Genomic DNA, 19,072 nt, shown 5'->3' on the forward strand with positions numbered 1-19,072 from the left:
TTGGTGGGAAGCAGCAGGGCGAGTTTTGGCAGGCGCCGCTGCTTAGCTGGCCGTTTGGGCGCAGTCGTTTTGCTCAACGCACATTGTGGGCTCCGCCACGAAGGCCGCAGGTTGCTACAACCACGCGGCCGGTGTATGGGTGACGGGAGTGCACGCGGAAACGCTCGATTTTCAGGGCTGATTGATAGCTTCTTTGCCAAGCGTTTCCAGGCAGGCCCCAATCAGAGCCGATGACTCGTCCAGGCCGTTTAGGGCGCTCCGCACATTAACCGCAGCCTCAATGCCTCCGCTGTTTTCAGCCCACAACGCCAGTTCCTCCACCGCCGCGCCTAGGGCGTGGTGGGCCTGTACTTGCGCCACCATCAATTTCTGCAACATTTGAATAGCTGTCATCGACGTTTCCTCCTGGTTAATTCTGAGGTTAGCAGCGGCATCCGCGGAGGTGTTTTTACGATCAGGGGCGGCGTGTAAGGCGATTTTCAGTGACCTACATACGGTGGCCGTTGCTTTCTCGCCTTACCCTGGACGTTGGGCTAATCGATATCAGGCTACGCCCGGCTAGAGTGACGCGCGGCACTTCATTCCAGTCGCCGACCAGCGCGAGCGACCCCACCTGTCGAAATACCTCGCCGCCAAGATTGACCTGGAGAACGAATTTACGTTTACTGTATGTATATACAGTTTTCGCAAGGGGCTCGTTATGAGCATCACATTCCTGGGACCGCTGGGTGAGGGCGGGGCCACGCTTCCGTTGTATTCGTTCAAAGTCCCTGCCGGCTTTCCTTCACCCGCCGCCGATCATATCGAGAAGCACATCTCGCTGGATGAGTTGCTGGAGATCCGCGCGCCGCATATCTACCTGGTGCGGATCTCGGGCAGCAGCATGGAGGGGGCTGGGATCTTCGACGGCGATCTGGTCGTGGTCGATCGCTCGATCACTGCCGAGCACGGCCATATTGTGATTGCCGCAGTGAATTGCGAACCGGTGTGCAAACGCCTGTGCAAGCGGGGAGGCAGCATCATCCTGATGTCCGAAAATGCCGGCTACCCACCGCGCTACATCCTCGAGGGCGATGAGCTGGTTGTCTGGGGCGTCGTGACCTTCAGCGTGCGCGCCCATGATCCCAAAGCCTGATCCTGTCTTCGCCCTCATCGACTGCAACAGCTTTTATGCAAGCTGTGAGCGCGTATTTAGACCTGACCTGCGAAGCACGCCCATCGTGGTGCTCAGCAACAACGATGGCTGCGTCATCGCCCGTAGCGCCGACGCCAAGCCGTTCGTGAAAATGGGCGAGCCGTACTTCCAGATCAAGCAAAAGCTCAAGCAGCACGGCATAGTCGCCTTCTCCTCGAACTACGCGCTGTACGGCGACATGAGCGAGCGGGTCATGACGGTCATTGAATCGCTGGTGCCGCAGGTCGAGATTTACAGCATCGATGAAGCGTTCGCTGATTTGTCCGGTGTACCCGGTGATCTGGAGCAGCTTGGCCGTCAGATTCGCGCACAGGTTTACCGGAGCACCGGCATACCCGTCGGCGTGGGGATCGCCGGCACCAAGACCTTGAGCAAACTGGCCAATCACGCGGCGAAAAAGTGGCAGGCACAAAGCGGTGGAGTGGTGGATCTGCGCGATCAGGTAAAACGCGACTGGGTGCTGAAGAAATGCCCGGCGTCGGATGTCTGGGGCGTCGGCCGGAGGATGACGACACACCTGGAGGGCATGGGTATCAAGAGCGCCTGGGAGCTTTCCAAGGCAGATCCCTGGATGCTGCGTAAGCGCTTCAGTGTGGTAATCGAGAAGACCGCGCGCGAGTTGGCCGGCACACCCTGCCTTGAGCTGGACGAGCCGGATCCGCCCAAGCGAGAGATCTGTTGCAGCCGGATGTTTGGCAAACGCCTGACGGATGTGGTGCCCATCAAGGAGGCAGTAGCGACCTACATGGCGCGCGCCACAGAAAAGTTGCGGGCGCAGCAGTCGCTTTGCAAGAAGGTCCGGGTGAGCATTCGTACCGGGTTCTTCAACCCCGATGAGGCCAAGTACGCTAATGGGGTCGTCGTCGAATTGCCCTATCCCACGGACGATACCCGGCTGATGACCAAGCTTGCCGTGGAGGCGGTGGACCGTATCTACCGAACTGGTTTCAAGTACAGCAAGGCCGAGGTTCTCTTGCTGAGCCTCTGCCAGAAAGGCGAATACACCGAGGACCTGTTCTCGATTTCGCAGCCGGCGGCCACCGAGAAGGTCATGGGGCTGATGGATGCCATCAACGGTCGATGGGGGCGGGGCACCATGCGGCTGGCCAGCGTGCCGACCAATCCTGATTGGGGGATGCGCCGGGAGATGATGAGTCAGAGCTTCACTACCCGGCTGGACCAGTTATGGACGGTGAGTTCCAGGTAGCAAGGCAGACCCGAAGCCGGTGCATTAGAAGCCGCGCCGGCGGTCGATCTCGGCGGCCACTTGCAGTGCGGCCTCCAACTCGGACATTTGCTGTTCTTCCATCAGTCGCCAGCGCTCGGCTTTTTCCTCGGGCTCGGTCATGGCCAAGGCTAGGTAGAGGCTTGGCGGCACGGCGCGGAACAGTGTCTCCATATTCTTGGCCAATACCACGCCCTCGGTGTACTTGCCCGATGCCTTGCTCGCCGATAGCAGCAACGCCTTCTGTGCTGGCGTCAGCTTCTTGAAGCGGGCGATCTCCTCGATTTCCGCCGGCGGCATGTTCAGGCAGATCCACCATTCGATCATGTTGAGCATGGTCTGCGCGGCGCTGGGGAAGTCGGCCAGGTTCTGCGTGGCCAGCCAGAACCACGCCCCCAGCTTGCGCCACATCTTCGTGCCCTTGACCACGAACGGCGCCAACAAAGGGTTCCTGGTGATGATGTGGCCCTCGTCCGTCACCATGATCAAGGGCCGGCCCAGGTATTGATCGCGTTCGGCCAGGTTGTTCACGGTGTTCATCAGGCTGATGTAGCTGATCGACATCTGCGCCTCGTAGCCCTCGCGGGCATAGGTCGCAAGATCGACGATGGTGACGTCACTCTCGGGCCAAGGCGTGCCGGCCCGGTCAAACAGCGTGCCCTCGAAGCCTTGGCAGAACAGATCGATGGACTCGGCCATCTCCTGGGCGCGTTCGCGGCGCTTGTCGGGCAGATGGGCATCGCAGGCCACCCGTAGCAACGCATCCCGCACGTCATGGGTCATGACCTGCTGCCGGGCGTTCGCGCAGGCTTTGGCGGCATCGAGGATGCATTCTCGGATCAAGCTGCGGTCCGCGCGGGTCAGGCGCGCTTCCTCCTTGGCTTCGCCACCGGTGATCATCAGGCGCGCGGTGATCTCCAATTCACCCAGGACGTCGCGTTGTTCGTCGTTGTCCGCGTGGCCGTCGTCAAGATCGTCGGTGGCCAGGCTGGCGACTTGGTCGGGGCGCTCAACCAGCCGCCGGGCGTCGGCGAAGGGTGCCAGGCTCAACCCGCTGCCCGGCTTGAGTTTGACCTTGTTGACCGATAGCCCCAAGGTAGCGAAATAGTCACCTTGCAGGCCAAACGAGTTGCCGGCCTCGACGATGAACAGGCGGGGCCGGTAGACGGCCATCACCTGCATGAGGATCGAGACCAGGGTGGCCGACTTACCCGCGCCAGTGGGCCCAAACAACAACAGATGGCCGTTCATGGACCGATCGAACCGCGACAGCGGGTCGAAGTACAGGGGAGCACCGCCGCGGTTGAAGAACGTGATGCCTGGATTGCCGGTACCGACGCTGCGCCCCCACAGTGGCAAGAGGTTGGCGACGTGCTGCACGAACAGCAGCCGTGTGTACCAGTTTCGTTTGTCGCGGTTGGCGCTGTACACCATTGGCAGCCAGCGCAGGTAGCTGTTGCAGGCAGCGACTTCATCGCCGTCGCGCACCGGCTGCAGGCCGGCACCGAGCAGGACGTTGGCGGCCTGGATGGAGCGCTGGCGCAGCTCTTGCTCGTCCTTGCCGGACAAGTAGAACGCCAAGGTGCCTCGGTACAGCTTGTGCTGGCGGCCGATCAGCGAACGGGCTTCTTCGACATCCTGGCGGGTCTGGGTCGAGGCCAGGTTTTCGCCAATGGCCTTGCGGGCGAGCCGGTTCAGTTGTTCCTCCAGTACGTCCTGTGGCGTCACCACCAGCGTCAGGCTCATGACCGTCGCTTCCGGCATCTGGTCGAACAGCGCATTGAGCGCCTCGCCCTTGCGCGTCTCTCCGGTGAGTTGGCCGATGTGGGGTGGCTTGCGCAGCTTGTCGACCACCATCACCCGGTGGGGTTGCTGGTCGAAGTACCACAGCCCCTGCTCAACGTCAGAGCGCGGTTCCTGGTAGAACAGGCGCTCGGCAAAATCGTGGTCGAACGGCAGTTGCAGAGAGTCTGTTTCCCCGTCTTCGGGATAGGGCACACGCCGGTGGAAATCGGCGGGTGAATCGTCGATCAGGGCCGGGGCAGGATTGAACCAGGGCAGAAGCCAAGCGTAGAAGTCGCGTCCGTTCAACCGCCGAGGGCTGACGCCGCAAGCTTGCAGGGATGCAGTGATGCGGTCGCAGGCCCTGGCCAGCAGTTGGGTGGGCGGCTGTTCCTGGCTGTCGGGTGGGGTATCCAGCCAACGATAGATCACCAGACGAATCCGTCGATTGCTACCGCGCCACGGCAAGTGCGACACCACGTGGTCATCAAACAGGCCTCCAGGCTTGGCGACGGCGCCCAGATGCCGGCGCATCAAGCCAAGAAACGCCTCGGTGAATGGCGTGCCCTGGGCGCGAGGAGCGATATAACGTTCCAGGCGCTCCAGGTAAGGTGAGAAGTCACTGTCGTCCTGGCAGTAGAACTGCACCACCCACGGCGCCTGGTCGAGCTCATCGAAGCTGTCCTGCAGGGCATCCTCCAGTGCGTCACGGGCGGCCAGCAGCCACTCGGGCTCGCGGCCTTCGGTGCCGATCGGCTGCAACTCGAACGCCGCACCGACCGAGCGATTATCATCGAGCAGGAAGCAGCGCTCGGCCTCTAGGTACTCCACCCAGGGCAGGTGGTCAGTGAAGCTGGGGTTGTGCGCGTAGTGCGCGGCTTCATCGGCCTGCGTTACACGTCGGCGCTGGGCGGCGCGCCATGGTTTCCAGCGTCGTTGCCCCTGATCGCGCTCTTCGGTCATCAGAGATCATCCAGGCGTTCGCCCGGCAGCGCGTACTGGACCTTCTCGTACAGCGGAAACACGGTCGCATAGCCCGGGACGGGCGCCTGCTGGGTGCCACTCAGATGCGGGTAGACATACATCACCAGATCAGGGTTGGGCAGACGCGGAAACTGCGCGCGGATCTCGTTGGCCGCGGTGCGTGTGTAGGAGGCCTGGTCACTGATCAGCCGCCCGGGTTCGAGGACCGGCCGGCGCAATTCGCTGCGGGCCTCCTGCAGTTGTGCTTGGGTGCCCACAGAGCCGGCTCCGTTCCAGATGTCGAGCATCGTCTGGTCGCCATGGGGCAGCAGCTTGTCTTTGTCGGTGCTGCATCCGAGCAGCGCCAGGCAGAGCAGGCTAATCCAGGTCCAGCGTCGAAACGGATGAGTTTTCATGATGGACTCTCCGGCCTTTGGGCTCGTAGTCGATGGTGATCTCGTGGTCCAGGTGCAGCGCGACCTTGGCGGAGGGCGGTACGTAGATGGCGGCGAAGGCCTCGCCGTACAGCTTGTTAATCCAGTCACGGATATCACCGATGCCACCACTAATGACTGCGTTCAGCGCGCTGTTGCCGCTACTCTGGCTGACGCCCAGGGAGCTGCTGCTTGAACTGATAAAGGAGGCGCTGTTCTGCTCGCTGCCCAAGGCTGCCGCGAAGCCGGCGCCTGCGGCGGTGATCAGGCTCTGGCTGCCCAGGTATTGCTGGGCGTTGGAGCGGCGCTCGCCGGAAATGCAGGGAATGCCGTAGGGGTCGGAAATGTAGCCCAGGCCGCCGCGGATCTTCTCGGTGTTCGAGGACTGGCTGGTGGCACTGTTGCGGCTGACCACGGCCTGTGGTTGCGGCACGGTGCGCACGGTGCCGTCGGCGAAGACGAAGGTGATCGACTCGACCTGGCCCCGCACGCAGGAAAGTGTCCAGTCGCCGGAGGCGGTACCGCTCATGACCGCACCCACCACCTCGGGCAGGTCAATGCCGTTGGCCGTGAGGTTATCCGCTCCGACCAGGACCTTGAAGGGGTAGGGGTCGTTGACCGTGCCATCCACGGGGACTCGGCCGATCAGCGCGGTCATGGCCACGGATCCCATCAATGTGGCGTTCTCCGGGATGGTGTAAACGGGCTTGGCACCATCGTTGCGATCGTGCTGAGACGGGAGATCGCGCTCGCCCTTGGCCGCGGCACGCAGCTGTTTCTGGCCACGGTCGATGGCGTTGTCCTGCTGCCCCTCCAGGCCATTGAACTTCGAGGACAGCTTGGACAACGGGCTGTCAGCTTTCGGGGAGCTGGCGTTCGCCGTGCGTGAGGACGCTGGCTCAATCCATTGCAGCACATCCGCAGTTGGCTGCACGCCCTTGATGGCCTGCTCATCACCGGGCTCCAGGCCGAAACCCACGGGTAAGTCGGACTTTGGTCCTGACATCCCGGCAATCTGGTCCTTGAGCTTCGACAGCAGCCCTTGGGTTTCCCGGTGCTGTTGTTCGGCTTTTTGCCGAGCATCATTGGCTTGCTGGCGCTGTTCGGTCACCTGCTGGGTGACGCTACCCAGGGTGCTCTGGATGCGGCTGTCGATGCTGCCCTCGCGCGTACGCAGCCGATTGTTCTCGGTCTGCAGCGATTCATTGCTTTTCTTCAGCGTCAGCATGTCGCTGCGCATGGCTTTGACCTGGCCGACCAGGGTGGCCACGGTGTCGCGCGGGGTATCGCCGGCAATGCCCAGAGACTTGGCCTGCTCGGCAGTGAGGGTGGCGTTGTCCTGAGGTTGAGGGTGCTTTTCACCCTGCGGTGCAATCCAGGACCTGAAAATGATCAGCACGACGGCGACCAGCAACCCGGGCACCAGCCACTTCAGCAGCACGTTAGCTTTCATGGTCGGTACCCTCCGGCTTCGGCGGGGGCAGCTGTAGTGCCTGCTTCAGGCCTCCACCCCGCGTGACCAGATAGGCCACCGTGGTGTCTTCAGGCGTTCCGGAGCGCCCCAGCGAGTTGTGCTGGAACGTCGCCGCGAACAGGGTCGCCTGCAGATGGCGCGGGTCGAGCAGAACCTCGCCTGGCCCCTGGTTGACCAGCTTTACTGCGGTGACCCAGTAGTCGCCGAGCCGCCAGGCGGCAAGGGCTTTGGCGGTGATGTGCTCGGTGGGTAGCAGGGGGCTGAGGTCAAGGGACCCACCAACCGGTACGCGGTGGACACCTGGCAGCGGCGCCACGGTACGCAACGGCGCATAGAGGTTTTGCGCGGCATAACGAGTGAGCACCACCGGAATCGGCGTAGCCGGTACCGCCGGCGTAGCTTCTGCGGCGCCCTCCGCTTCAGGTGCCTTGGCGTCCGCAACAATCTTGATCGGTTCCAGCGCGGCAGTGCCGGCCAACGCTTCAATGTCGATCAGCACCATGTCGCCGGATTTCACTGACTGCAGTTGCAGACGTGTCGGCGGAATCGCGTCGGACGCCAGCAAATACACGGTGCTGCCCACCGATTGCACGCGCAGCTTTGCGCCGATTGAATTGGGCACGCCTACACGAACGTCCTCGTCGAGCATCAGGATGCGTTCCTGGCCAACCACCAGTGGCACGGCCAATGGCAGGCGATCCCAATGCTTGATCTCTAAAGCTTCCGTGCTCGCGCACCAGACGCTTGTCCCTGCGAGGGCCAGAATCAGCAAGCGCTTGTTCATGACGCACCTCCCGGTAAAGACAATTTTTGCGGCGTGCCTTCGTAGCAGTCCAAGGCCAGACCCCACTTGTTGTGTTCGGGGTCGACATCGAAGCGCACCACGCGCAGCGGGTACCGTACAACGACGCGCTTGACCGGTTCGGCGGCATAGTATTCGTCGGCGTTGAGATCGAGCTGGACCAGCCAGCTGCGCGTATCCAGTTGCTTCACCCGCAGGCCGGGGTCATCGCTGTACCCGCGGCCGAGCACCTCATACACGCCCCGGACTCGCCCGCGAAGCTCCCCGGCGACCTTGCGGTACTCGAAGTCACCGTCGAGGAAGGTCTTGCAGGCCGGCGTGAGGTACGGCTGAAGGGCATAGATCGCCCGGGGGTAATCGGCCTCGCCATCAGTAGGCCAGCGATTGAGCTGGCCGAAGATGTACAGGGCGAAGGAATAGATGTTTTCCGGCGGCACATCCCACCATTTGCGGGTGCTACCCGAGCGCAGATCCGGCGGTACATGGATGGTCAGCTGGCTGGGGGCGGTCTGCCAGCCATACCAGAGCCCGGCACTTAGTAGAGCCAACGCTCCTACTGCCAGGCGCAGGCTGAAAATATGCGCCTGCTGCGCATCGACCTTGTTGCGGAAGCGGCTCATGGGTTGCCCTCCCGATGACGACGGGTGCGCCTGACGGTCCAGGGGCCTGACTGCAGGATCAGACTCTGGGCGCCAACGCCCCAGTGCAGGGCTAGATCCCATTGCAACCTGCGGTACAACCAGGTCTCGGGCCGGGCGCGTTTGGCGCGGCGCAGCAGCTTGCCGCCGGCAAACAGTACCAAAGCCATGCTAGCGATCATGCAGGTGGGCAGCATGGCTATGGAGGCGCTGGCCAGCGCTAGGGGCGCACCAACAATGAGGCCAACGCTGGCACCGATGGCAAGGGCCATCCACATCTCATCGTTGGTCAGGCCACGCAGCACGGCAGGGTCACGATTGAGCCGTTCGGGCAGGAAGGTCAGGGTGCCGTCGGGCAGGGTCGCGATGGAATCGGACATGGGGACCTCACAGGATGGCGGCGGCTTTGGTCAGGAACCAGATGATCACCACCACCAACAGCGCACCGACACCGACGACCGCGCCCAGATCCTTCCAGGTTTTGCGCTGGTTCTGTACGTCGGCGTAGACCGTCAGTGAGTGCCAAGCCACACCGAGAAAGGCGAGGAGGGCGATCAGCAGGCCGAGCAGGATGCCACCGTCGTAGGCGTAATTTTTGATGGTCTCGATCAGGCCGGTGCCTTCGCCACGGGAGGGCGCTTCCATGGTAGGAAGGTCAGCAAGGGCCACGCTCGACATCCAAATCAGCAGGCTACCCACAAAGCCTTGCTGCAGGCGCTGGCGTAGGTGGATGAAGCGGACGGGACGAAATAGGCGAAGGGGCATGGCTAGGGTCTCCTGTGATCAGGACAGCATGAAAAACATCAGCACGATCAGGGCAAGCGCGAGACGGGCCGTGCTCCCGCCGAGGGCACCGAAGCGGAGGTTACCGGCCGCCCACCCGCGGTAACCTGTCCACAGAGCCCAGGCGCACCACAGCAATGCCAGCACTAAGACTGTCGAACGCCAGAGCACAGAACTCAGTTGCGGCGCAAAGCCGGCAGCCGCAGTGAATGCGTTGATCTGGGTGTCAGTCATGCTCATGGCTTGTGCCCGCCGCTGGCTCGTTGGCGCGGTAAGAACCAGATAACTGGGTGAGTTCGTTGGGTTGTGCGCGTGAGGGCGTCAGGTAGTCGTTAACACCCTGGCGTATTAGCTGAAGGTCTTGGGCGAGTTGCCCGTAGTCGAAGCGATAGCGTGATTCACCAGCGGCAGACGCAGTAAGCTTTGATCGGTCAGATAGTTCTGCGATGGCGTCTAGCTGCTTGACGATCAACGCCAGGTGGTGTGCCTGTATCCCCTCTTGGGCCAAGGCGGGAAGCGGGAGCAGGACAGCGAAAAGACAGAGTCTCGGCATTGAAAGAAATGTCATCACAAGTAGTCCACGGCAGGTTTGGCATCACCGTGACTGACTTGTGAATTTTTAGCTTGATAGATATTGAACTGACGCTGACCGCTTTTTTCTCGCCATGGAGGGGCGCTTGATGGTGGCCCAGAGTAGCTAATTGTCTAAGTTGAAGCGCTGCCCCCCACACACTAAACCTCACTCGAAGTGATGCGGTCAGGCGATGCATTTGTGGATCAGCGCCAAGCTGGCAATAAGTCCATCAGATTCAACACTTGGGAAATGGCGGTAAACACGCCGAAGATCAGAATGAGCACGATCATTCCACTGCCGCCCCACGTACGGTACAAGGTGTTGCCAAAACGCAGCCGAGACGCCCTGGCCAAAAGCGCTGGGGTGATGACCGCCCATACCGTGGCAGCCAGACCTGCGTAACCGATCGCATGGTTGAATCCTCCCGGCCAGCACATGCCCGCTGTTATAGGAGGGGCGAAAGTCGCCAACGCGGCTTTGAACCGTCCCAAGGGACTATCATCAAGCTCCAACGCGTCGCTCAGAAAGTCGAACAGCCCCAGTGTTACTCCTAGAAATGAACACACCACGGCGAAGTTGGAAAATAGCAGTAGCAGTAGGTCAACGCCGTTGGTGTTGGCCACTTTGCCCAAGACGGCGATTAGTACGTCAATATTACCGCCGCGACTGGCTATATCGCGGAACGCTTCGCGGGGTATGTTGCCCATGCTGCACAACATCCACACCAGGTACAGTGCCAGCGCTACCAGGGTGCCGATCATCAGGCAACGTTGTATGCGCTGGGGATCTTTGCCGAAATGCTTCATCAAGCTCGGGACGTTGCCGTGAAAGCCGAACGAAGTCATGCAAAACGGCAAGGTGATCAGCAGGTAGGGCAGGTAGGAGGTGCCGTCATGAGCTGCGGGCAGCAGAGTGGCAAACTGCACGTGTCCCAGCAGGCCACCAAAGGTCAGAAAGAAAGTCAGTATTTTTGCCCCAAACATCAGCGTTGCCATGCGAGTTACCGCCCGGGTGCTCAGCCATACGATAACTGCCACGCCCACTGCGAACAGCCCTCCGGCACTGCGACTAGATACAGAAATCCCCATTGCCTCGGCTGTCTGGTGCACCACAGCCCCGCTTGCCGATACGTAGGCATAGGTCAATGTGTACAAAACGAAAAGGAGGCTCAGCCCGTTTATTCTGTTCCAGTGACTGCCAAGCAAGTCGTGGGTGATAGTTGAAAAGCTCGCGCCTGGCGGGTAATTCAGATTGGCCTCCAGGATCATGAGGCCTGAGTGCAGAGTGCAGAACCAGGTAAGGACCAGCATGGCCACTGAACCGTAGAACCAGAGTCCGGACATCATGACCGGGAGAGAGAACATGCCCGCCCCCACGATTGTGCCACCGATCACCATGGCGCCCGCCAGGATCGAAGGACGACGATTGTGTTGCCGGGCAAGCATCAAGTAACGGGAAGGTGAGTTTAGCGTTCCACGCATGGGGTGGCCTGTATCCGTCAGGTAATCTTAAAAACGCCACGGTGCGTGGCGTCAGGAGGTGTTGAGTAGCAAGCGGCTCAGGTGTTGGATAGGTACGCTGAGAGGTGCAGCGCTGCCGCCAATAGCGATCCGTCCTGCCCAGGAAGAGCGTCGAAGGAGAGCCCCACTGGCAGCGAACCCGCTGCGGCCACCGGGATCGTCAGGCTGGGCGCTGCGAGGTTGCTGGCGATGTCGGTATTGCGCACAAAGGATTCGAAATGTTGTGGATTAGCGCAGTCGCTCAACAACGGCGCCGTGCAGCGAACCGTTGGGTAGGCCAGCAAGTCCAAATTGTGATGCAGGAACAAGCGTGAGTACTCCTGCTCCAGACTTACCTTGCTGGTGAGAGCCTGAAGGTAATCCTTGTAGGAGATAGCCGGCGATTGAAGCTGTGTTTCCAGCAGCCGCTTGATGTCCGGGTCACGGATTGCTTCCAGAATGCCCAAGAACCGGTTCCCCACACCATGCTTCATCAAGAAACGCGGAAAATCGATAAAGAATTCATAGATGGGTAAGGGAAATTGAATGCTCTCGTTGATTTCACCTAGGAGTGCATCATTGATGGGAACCAGTTCCACCGGGCCATTCGCCAGTTTCGCTATGGCGCGGTTGCAGTCACGGTAGACCTCATCCTCAAGGTCGCTCCACAAAAAGTGTTCCGGCACCCCGATACGCACGACTGCCTGGGTGTCAATCGCGGTTTCAGGCACGCCTTTCAGGTTGCGATGAATGAAATCACATGCTTGTACCGTACGAGTCAGCAGTCCAGCGCTGTCTTTGGTTGCGGAGACGGGAACAATCCCGTCGCCCGGGTAGCACCCGGTGGTCGGGCGGTACCCCACCACGCCACAGAACGAGGCAGGAATGCGGACTGAACCGCCGGTGTCGGTACCCACAGCGCAGTGAACAAGACCTGCCGCTACTGCAGCGGCGCAGCCACCGCTGCTGCCCCCCGCGCTGTGGGCTTGGTTGGCCGGATTGACGACAGAACCGTGAGAGTGATTGGCTGATGTGACGCCGAATGACAACTCATGCATATTGTTCTTGCCAATGATGCGCGCGCCCAGCTGGCGAAAACGCTGGACGATACTGGCATCGCGGTCAGGATAAAAATCGGCAAGGCCCGGTGTCCCGGCAGTGGTCGCCATGCCACAGACATTAATATTGTCCTTGAACGATACGGTAACCCCCCTCAAAGCCCCGGCCTGGTGCTCTTGCACTGCCGGCGTGAAAGCGTCGGGGGCGTAGCTGATGAAGCTGTTTAATTGACGCTCCTCGGCATGTTTGTTCCCAAGAGCGCTCAGCGCTTCGGGCAGGCAGTACAGATCATCTCGAAGGCTGGCCGGCGGCGCCTCAAGGTTTAGTGAGGTAGTCATGGCAATGTCTCGTGGGTCAGGATGTGACGAAAGAGTTTGGGAATCAGCAGTAGCGATAGTGGGCGTGCAAGCCCTCAAGTGGATTGTTGTCATTCAAGTCACCACCCACGCTTGCGATGACTGCGCAGGCCGCGTTCACTCCCGTCTGAATAGCCCCCTCGGCCCAGCCGCCGGTGAACGAGCAGCCACATCCTGCCAGGTAAAGGCCAGTGTCCTGATCGGGGTCTAATGCGGTCTGAAATTGGTAAAAAAGTCGCTGCGAATAAATGTCGTCACCTGGAAAGTTGAGCTTGAAGGCCCCTAGCGAATGGGCATCCGTTAGCCAGTCATACTCCTGGACGTAGCGCTGGTAATCGCCGTCAAGCGGGATCAGATGGCGAGCGAACTCAGGGGCACTGATAGCGAGCTCATCGACCAGGCGTTGGCATCGTTGAACCTTGTCGGTCATGGAGACCATTTTGTGGGAGTCGTCTTCCCAGGTGTAGCTGATCAGCACCACGCCCCAGGAGTCGGGGTCGTGCGGTGCGTAATCAAGGCAATAGACACCCTTGACCAGTGTGTCTGTCTGGATGTTGTGTGCCAGGCCATGCTTGAGCCAGAACTTGTCTTTGGTGAGGATGAAAAGCTTGGATGATCCCACCATGTGGGTCTCGTTGATGGCGCGCGCCACGTCACGGGTTACCAAGGCCTGGTTTTGTGTCAACCTGAGGTTGACCTGTAGTGCGCGGGTTGTGCTGGTAGTGATGACCCGGTCAAAGTGGTAGGTCTGGCCATTGCCTGCCACCAGTTGCAGCGTGCCGTCCGACGCTCTGTTGATCGACTCTACTCGTGTGTGGACGATCCGGTCGCGCAGAGTGATTCCGTTGAACTCGGTATCGGCCATGCGCCCGGACAGTGACGAAATCCCCATGGGGACCAAGCGCTGGTCAACTTCCAGGGCGTTCACCACCAACCGTAGAATTTCGGTGAACGATGCGCGGTAGACCGATTGAAAGCCGCCTGAGCCTATGCCTAGAGATCCGAACAGATGGAAGTCATCGGGCTTGTGCCATCCTTTGCCTCCAGGCGGCTTTCGACCCGTGAAGATGCGCACCATGGCCGAATAAAACGACATGTCCCCAAAGCAATCCAAGTATTGCTGCCAGCGCGGCCGGACGTGTTCGTAATCCAATGCTTGTAAACCGCGCGTCAACTCCAGGGGTGGCGCCAGGGCGGTGCCATCATCCAGGGTGACGCCATCATTGAGAAACGCCATCCAGCCCTCGTGAACGGTGCTGAACAGGGCAGGGGGCGGCTGCATGGCTGGCCATTGATAGGTTTCGCCGCGGTAATGGATTTCCGTGTCCACAATGCCCGGGTCGGGAAACGCAGCGGTGGTGCGGATACCAAAGCGCTTGAGATAGTGAAACAGCCCCACTTCACTGGGCGGGAATCGCATGGCACCCATTTCGGCGATAAATTGCGGATGATCCTCATTGAAGTTGCGCGTCATCAAGCGCCCCCCTACGTGGGGTTCGGCTTCGAAAAGGGTGACGTGCCGCGCACCTGCGCGCATTAACTCGTAGGCCGCTACGAGCCCGCTGAGCCCGGCTCCGATTATCCCGATTGGGCGATTTGCGACTGCCTGTGGAAGATGCCCGATTGCATCGGTGGCATTGCGCAGAAACTGTCCGTAGTCGTAAAGAAGGTCGACGAAAGGGAACGACAGTGTCTCTTCGGCTTCATCTAAGCCAATCATCATAGTGGTCACAGAACTTCTCGGGAATCAGATAATGAGTTGCAGGCTTTCAAGCGCGCGCGATGGATTGAGCAACAGGATCTTCTTTGCGGATATTTTCCAGTTGTCTTCCACCCTCTTTAGTTGGTGAATGGCCTTGACCGGAAACTGCCATTCGCTGTCACCTCGTGCTTCGCAATACAGCATCGATGTGGTCACGCAGGCATGGCCTGCGCCCGAATCACATTCGATCTGCGGCTTTTGCGCGATGTGCTGGCTACGGCTTTTGGGTTGCTGGGAGAAATTTCGGGCGTTGGCAAGACGGGCAACCCTCAACCGGGTGAGGAAGTGGTCCTCGTAAAGCAGCGAGGATTCAAGCAAGGGGCTTTGTTGCTCGCGTCTCAAGGGGATCCAGTAGGTAAAGTCGGCCGTTAGCAGGCTCTGCCAGTTGTCATAATCCTGCTCGTCGAGCAACGCGATTTCCTGGTAGATCAGCGCCTCAATGGCCTGGGTATCAGTTTGATTGTGTTGCATGACCGCTCCGTATCATCAGGTCCCAGGTGTGGTAAAAATTGCGCATTGCACGCTCGCTGGTTCCTGACACGACCTGAGTGTCCTGGTAACGCTCGGTTTGCTCAAACAATCGCGCCACATTGACCCAATCATTGGCATCGCTGCGTAGCCCGTCCATCGCTCGCTCGTACATTTCGACGTCATCGTGAGCCACCATCGAACAGGGCGAATTGATCAGGTTGTTGTACTGCACCGTACGCTCCAGCATTTGTTGAGGCGCGCCCACTAGCTCGAAAATCCACGATTCGACAATGGTTTCCCGGGCACTGATTGGCTTGATGATCCTGAGGGTCTGAATAGGCCCTTTGACCATCAGGTTGGGGAAGTAGACGGTGTTGTGGCGGGTGTCATCGAGGATGGCGGCCGCCTGTTGTTCGCCGTAGCGGGCGACCATGGATTCCCAGTAACCCGGTATCTGGCTGTAGGCCTTGTGAATCGAGTTGCTGACACCGGTATGCCCGTGGCCATTGGGCCAGGTACGAATGCCCATGTTGGCGAAGAACTCATAGGACGACATGAAGGGTGAAAAGAGTTCGACGGCCATAGGGGTGGGCAGCGAAGGGTCTGCAGTTTCCTGCCAGAGCCGGATGGCTTCACCGGCTGACGATTCGTGCGCCACCATGGGGTGGCAGGTATCGGTCTGATTGTCGACGACCATTTTCCAATTGCATCGGTGCCGATGCATCAGGGGGCTACCAACTGCCCTCAGACTGCCTTGCGGAGAGCGCATCACCATGTTGTCGAGCGTCGACAGGGATTCGCCAAAAAAAGTCTCGAAATCACTACCTTCTTGTGCCAGGCGCACGAACACGAAGCCCCGGTAGTTGCGGACATGGTCGACCGGTTGCAGGCCGTTGTGCGCCGAACAACTGCTCAGGTCGCATTCGTCGTATTCCTTCTTGATAGGAACACTCAGCAGCTGGCCGTCCGTCTTGAAGGTCCAGGCATGATAAGGGCAGCGGATGAATCGCCCGACATTACCCTGGGTTTCAGCCAACACCTTGACGCCTTTGTGTGGGCAACGGTTGTACAGTACAGTGATATCACCGCTTTTTTGCCGCACCATGGCCAGAGGTTGCCCGGCTAGGTCAGTGGTGAAAAAGTCGCCGGTGGTTGGTATGAGGCTTTCATGCCCTAGATAGCACCAGCTGGCGGCGAATACCCGGATTTGTTCCTGTTCAAAGATTTGCTGATCGAGGAACAGTGACCGATGAACTTCTTTGCCGTTGAAGTAGGTGTTCACGCTTTCGCTCCTCAGATAGCCAGTTTCAGGTGCTGGCCCTTGGCCCGCGAGACGCATGGGTAGATTTTTCCGCTGCACATCGCTTGGTTTGGGTCCATGATGAAATCGCGGTGATCGACCTCACCCTCAAGTACATCGAGTTCGCACACGCCGCATTCGCCTCGACGGCAGTCGTAAATCGGATCAAGCCCAGCTACCTCCAGCGCCTGTAACAGCGTCTGATCCGAGTGGACGTCGAACGTGATGCCAGACTCGGCAGCTTCCACCGTGAATGCATGTTCATTCGCTCGGTCGACGGCATTGAAAATTTCGAAGTGGACCTGGTCGCGTGGCACACCGACCTGTTGGGCAATCACGAAGATTGATTCGAGCATCGGCGCGGGGCCGCACACATACAGGTGGTCCTTGGGGCACATATCCTTGAATATTTCAGCCAAGTTCGTGCGCCCCCCAGCGGTGGACGAGTAATGCAGGTGTGCATGCTCCCCAAACGCTTCCTGGACATGTTGGGCATAGGCTGCTTCAGCTTCACTTCGTGCAAGGTAGTGGAGGCTTACCTTCCGCTTCAGGCTCATCAGGTGGCCCGCGATGCCCAGCAGGGGGGTAATGCCGATGCCGCCGGCCAGGATAATGTCCTGACCCTCATGGCAGACCGTGGGGTAGCTGAAATGATTGAACGGCCCATCTAGCTCGACGTCCTCACCCACACTGAGCGATCGGATGTATGTGCTGCTTGTAGATTCTGCCGACAAGCGGATCGCGAACGTATGGGTGCCAGCCTCCGAGTGCGGCAGTTGCACGACGGAAAAATGCCGCCATTCGCCGATCCCAGGGATTAACCACTTGAAGTGCGCACCAGGGGCGCACGTATCTGCTTGTGGATTGGGTCGGCGGACGGTTATTTCCTGGATGGAAGGGCAAAGCATGCGGATCTGAGTAATGGTGTATTTCATTGTGCTTCCGGGCTAAGCGCCGTCTCGTGCAAATAATGCCAGCGCACGCCCGCTGGCGTGTCCTGCAGGATAACGAGTGAGAGGCGTGCGCTTGATACCTCCGCCAACCAATGCGTTTCCTGATACCGGACCGCCACGGTGTCGCCAGCCTGCCACACGGTATGCAGATCGCTGACCAGGATCTGCAGGCCGGGCCGCGCCCCCATTGCACGATGGAACAGATGTGCAACCTGGTCACGGTCGACAATGGCACCGCCGGTGGTGACCATGCTGAACGTGTCGGCAAACACTGGCATCAGCTCTGAGATTGCAGCTTGGCCAGCAGGCGCAGGGCAGGTGAATATCCGAAGAATCAGGTCATGGACGTGATGAACGCTGTGATGCGCCCGTTCAATGTTGTTGCTGTGCATGGCAGTCCTTTGGGGCGTTCAACACGCCGATGTGCAGGAGAGGTAGCAGGCCCACCAATGACGCAATCAGGAACGTCAGGTGATAAGCCTTTTGAGGTGCCAGGTGGTCGGCCAGCAGGTTGAAGATCATGACGAACAGCGCGGCGCCCAGGCTGAATGCCATTTGCCGGTTAATGTTCCAGATCACGCTGGCCTTGTGGGTGTCGTGCCCGCTGAAGTCAATGAGTGCTGTGGTTTGTGCGGTGTTGGCACCTATCCCGCCGCCCACCCCCATCAGGCTGTAAGCGAGCAACAGCAGGGCGACGTCCGTTTTGGCATTGACCAGGAATAAGGTGGCGATACCGGCGCTATGCAGGCACATCCCGAGAATGAACAAGTGCTTGGGGCCTACCCGGTTGTAGTATTTGCCGCACAGCAGCATTGCCATGAATGCGCCGCAGGCGTAGACGATCATGAACATGCCGGTGGCCTGGGCGTTAAAGTTCAAGGTGTCCTGCAAATAGAAAATGTTCAGCAGGTTGACCCCGGTAAAAACCCCGGGGATCGCCAAGTACACCAGCGCCGAAACGCCAAGGCTCGGGCTGGCGAGTAGTCGAAGTTCGACGATTGCCTGGTTGCAGCGGCGGTAGTGGATGCCGTACAGCGCGGCGAACACTACGCTGGCGGCCAGGCAGCCAACGGCTACTGGTGCGCTGTAGCCGGCGCCATACAAAGACATGCCAATCAGTACGCTTGCCAGGGTTGCGCTTACCAGCAGCAGTCCGGTCACGTCTGGGCGTGCAGCGGGCGCGGCAGCGCTATCTTCCCGTACCCAAAGCCAGGCCAGCGCGGCGGCGACCAGCGAAAATGGGATGTTGCAGCGAAACACCCAGCGCCATGAAGTGTGATCGACTATTGTTCCACCCACGGTAGGGGAAAGGGCAGGGGCCACCAGTGCAACCGCCATGACCAGCGTGGAAATGCGTGCCCGCTGCTCGCCTTTAAACAAGTTGAACGTCAGTGCTTGACCTACCGGAATCAGTAGCCCGCCCGCCATGCCTTGAATGAAACGCCAGAACACCAGACTGTCGAAGTGGGTCGCCTCGGCGCACATGCCCACGGCCAGGCTGAAAATTAACATCGACGCAGTCAGCACGTTGCGTGCCGCCCAGCGTCCAGCCAACCACGTGCTGATGGGGATGATCAGCGTCAGCCCCAAAATATAAGCATTGGCGACCCAGGCAACTGTGGAGTTGCCGACCTGCAGGTCAACGGCCATTCGTGGCAAGGCCACGGCTGACATGAATATGTTGATGCAGTCGATAAAAAAGCCAATGAGAAATACGGTAGCAATACGGTATCGGTACGTCATGTTCTGCCTCTTTTGCGGCGCAGAATAGGCGTCGTGGACGCCTAATGTCGATGTGGTTA

At 59.7% G+C, this 19,072-nt stretch carries 20 protein-coding genes; 2 read left to right on the top strand and 18 right to left on the bottom strand.

Annotated elements, in window-relative coordinates:
* Positions 1-171: 171 nt before the first annotated feature.
* Entirely contained in the window at positions 172-393 is a 222-nt protein-coding gene (locus RAM80_RS31795) for a hypothetical protein (protein ID WP_416427674.1), read from the bottom strand.
* A gap of 307 nt (positions 394-700) precedes the next feature.
* Between RAM80_RS31795 and RAM80_RS31800 the strand changes: the two genes are divergently transcribed.
* Positions 701-1,135, top strand: a complete 435-nt coding sequence (locus RAM80_RS31800) for a LexA family protein (RefSeq protein WP_416427675.1) — start codon at positions 701-703, stop codon at positions 1,133-1,135.
* The gene (gene umuC, locus RAM80_RS31805; RefSeq protein ID WP_416427814.1) at positions 1,122-2,402 is read left to right on the top strand and encodes a translesion error-prone DNA polymerase V subunit UmuC; all 1,281 of its coding nucleotides are present in this window, start codon (positions 1,122-1,124) and stop codon (positions 2,400-2,402) included. Before RAM80_RS31800 ends, umuC begins: the two co-directional genes overlap by 14 nt.
* A gap of 24 nt (positions 2,403-2,426) precedes the next feature.
* Here umuC and RAM80_RS31810 read toward each other — a convergent pair whose 3' ends face one another.
* The 17 genes from RAM80_RS31810 to RAM80_RS31890 all read right to left on the bottom strand — a co-directional run bounded on the left by RAM80_RS31810 (position 2,427) and on the right by RAM80_RS31890 (position 19,013).
* Positions 2,427-5,165: a conjugative transfer ATPase gene (locus RAM80_RS31810; protein WP_416427676.1), complete on the bottom strand. Its 2,739-nt coding sequence runs from the start codon at positions 5,163-5,165 to the stop codon at positions 2,427-2,429.
* Entirely contained in the window at positions 5,165-5,581 is a 417-nt protein-coding gene (locus RAM80_RS31815; protein ID WP_416427677.1) for a TIGR03751 family conjugal transfer lipoprotein, read from the bottom strand. Before RAM80_RS31815 ends, RAM80_RS31810 begins: the two co-directional genes overlap by 1 nt.
* Positions 5,544-7,052: a TIGR03752 family integrating conjugative element protein gene (locus RAM80_RS31820; RefSeq protein ID WP_416427678.1), complete on the bottom strand. Its 1,509-nt coding sequence runs from the start codon at positions 7,050-7,052 to the stop codon at positions 5,544-5,546. Before RAM80_RS31820 ends, RAM80_RS31815 begins: the two co-directional genes overlap by 38 nt.
* On the bottom strand, positions 7,042-7,857 hold the full coding sequence (locus RAM80_RS31825) for a TIGR03749 family integrating conjugative element protein (protein WP_416427679.1): 816 nt from the start codon (positions 7,855-7,857) through the stop codon (positions 7,042-7,044). Before RAM80_RS31825 ends, RAM80_RS31820 begins: the two co-directional genes overlap by 11 nt.
* Positions 7,854-8,495 (bottom strand): PFL_4703 family integrating conjugative element protein, encoded by a 642-nt coding sequence (locus RAM80_RS31830; protein ID WP_416427680.1) that lies wholly within the window; start codon positions 8,493-8,495, stop codon positions 7,854-7,856. The genes RAM80_RS31825 and RAM80_RS31830 overlap by 4 nt, the downstream gene beginning before the upstream one ends.
* Positions 8,492-8,893, bottom strand: a complete 402-nt coding sequence (locus tag RAM80_RS31835) for a TIGR03750 family conjugal transfer protein (protein WP_416427681.1) — start codon at positions 8,891-8,893, stop codon at positions 8,492-8,494. The genes RAM80_RS31830 and RAM80_RS31835 overlap by 4 nt, the downstream gene beginning before the upstream one ends.
* A 7-nt stretch (positions 8,894-8,900) precedes the next feature.
* On the bottom strand, positions 8,901-9,278 hold the full coding sequence (locus RAM80_RS31840) for a TIGR03745 family integrating conjugative element membrane protein (protein ID WP_416427682.1): 378 nt from the start codon (positions 9,276-9,278) through the stop codon (positions 8,901-8,903).
* Positions 9,279-9,296: 18 nt separating this feature from the next.
* Positions 9,297-9,536: a TIGR03758 family integrating conjugative element protein gene (locus tag RAM80_RS31845; RefSeq protein ID WP_416427683.1), complete on the bottom strand. Its 240-nt coding sequence runs from the start codon at positions 9,534-9,536 to the stop codon at positions 9,297-9,299.
* On the bottom strand, positions 9,523-9,864 hold the full coding sequence (locus RAM80_RS31850) for an RAQPRD family integrative conjugative element protein (RefSeq protein ID WP_416427684.1): 342 nt from the start codon (positions 9,862-9,864) through the stop codon (positions 9,523-9,525). Before RAM80_RS31850 ends, RAM80_RS31845 begins: the two co-directional genes overlap by 14 nt.
* Before the next feature lie 209 nt (positions 9,865-10,073).
* Positions 10,074-11,351: a tryptophan permease gene (gene mtr / locus RAM80_RS31855; protein WP_416427685.1), complete on the bottom strand. Its 1,278-nt coding sequence runs from the start codon at positions 11,349-11,351 to the stop codon at positions 10,074-10,076.
* A 77-nt stretch (positions 11,352-11,428) separates the two neighbouring features.
* Positions 11,429-12,766 (bottom strand): amidase family protein, encoded by a 1,338-nt coding sequence (locus RAM80_RS31860; protein ID WP_416427686.1) that lies wholly within the window; start codon positions 12,764-12,766, stop codon positions 11,429-11,431.
* A gap of 43 nt (positions 12,767-12,809) precedes the next feature.
* Positions 12,810-14,507 carry an NAD(P)/FAD-dependent oxidoreductase gene (locus tag RAM80_RS31865; protein WP_416427815.1) on the bottom strand — a complete coding sequence of 566 codons (1,698 nt, stop codon included), beginning with the start codon at positions 14,505-14,507 and terminating at the stop codon, positions 12,810-12,812.
* Positions 14,508-14,531: 24 nt separating this feature from the next.
* The gene (locus RAM80_RS31870; protein WP_416427687.1) at positions 14,532-15,017 is read right to left on the bottom strand and encodes an aromatic-ring-hydroxylating dioxygenase subunit beta; all 486 of its coding nucleotides are present in this window, start codon (positions 15,015-15,017) and stop codon (positions 14,532-14,534) included.
* Entirely contained in the window at positions 14,998-16,299 is a 1,302-nt protein-coding gene (locus tag RAM80_RS31875) for an aromatic ring-hydroxylating oxygenase subunit alpha (RefSeq protein ID WP_416427688.1), read from the bottom strand. The genes RAM80_RS31870 and RAM80_RS31875 overlap by 20 nt, the downstream gene beginning before the upstream one ends.
* An 11-nt stretch (positions 16,300-16,310) precedes the next feature.
* On the bottom strand, positions 16,311-17,252 hold the full coding sequence (locus RAM80_RS31880) for a flavin reductase family protein (protein WP_416427689.1): 942 nt from the start codon (positions 17,250-17,252) through the stop codon (positions 16,311-16,313).
* Positions 17,249-17,662, bottom strand: coding sequence for a DUF4440 domain-containing protein (locus tag RAM80_RS31885; RefSeq protein ID WP_416427690.1), 414 nt, complete (start codon positions 17,660-17,662; stop codon positions 17,249-17,251). The genes RAM80_RS31880 and RAM80_RS31885 overlap by 4 nt, the downstream gene beginning before the upstream one ends.
* Complete coding sequence (locus RAM80_RS31890) at positions 17,643-19,013, bottom strand: MFS transporter (RefSeq protein WP_416427691.1); 1,371 nt, start codon at positions 19,011-19,013, stop codon at positions 17,643-17,645. Before RAM80_RS31890 ends, RAM80_RS31885 begins: the two co-directional genes overlap by 20 nt.
* Positions 19,014-19,072: the final 59 nt, after the last annotated feature.

This window comes from Pseudomonas sp. App30 (assembly GCF_047947025.1).
In the GTDB taxonomy this organism is placed as follows: domain Bacteria; phylum Pseudomonadota; class Gammaproteobacteria; order Pseudomonadales; family Pseudomonadaceae; genus Aquipseudomonas.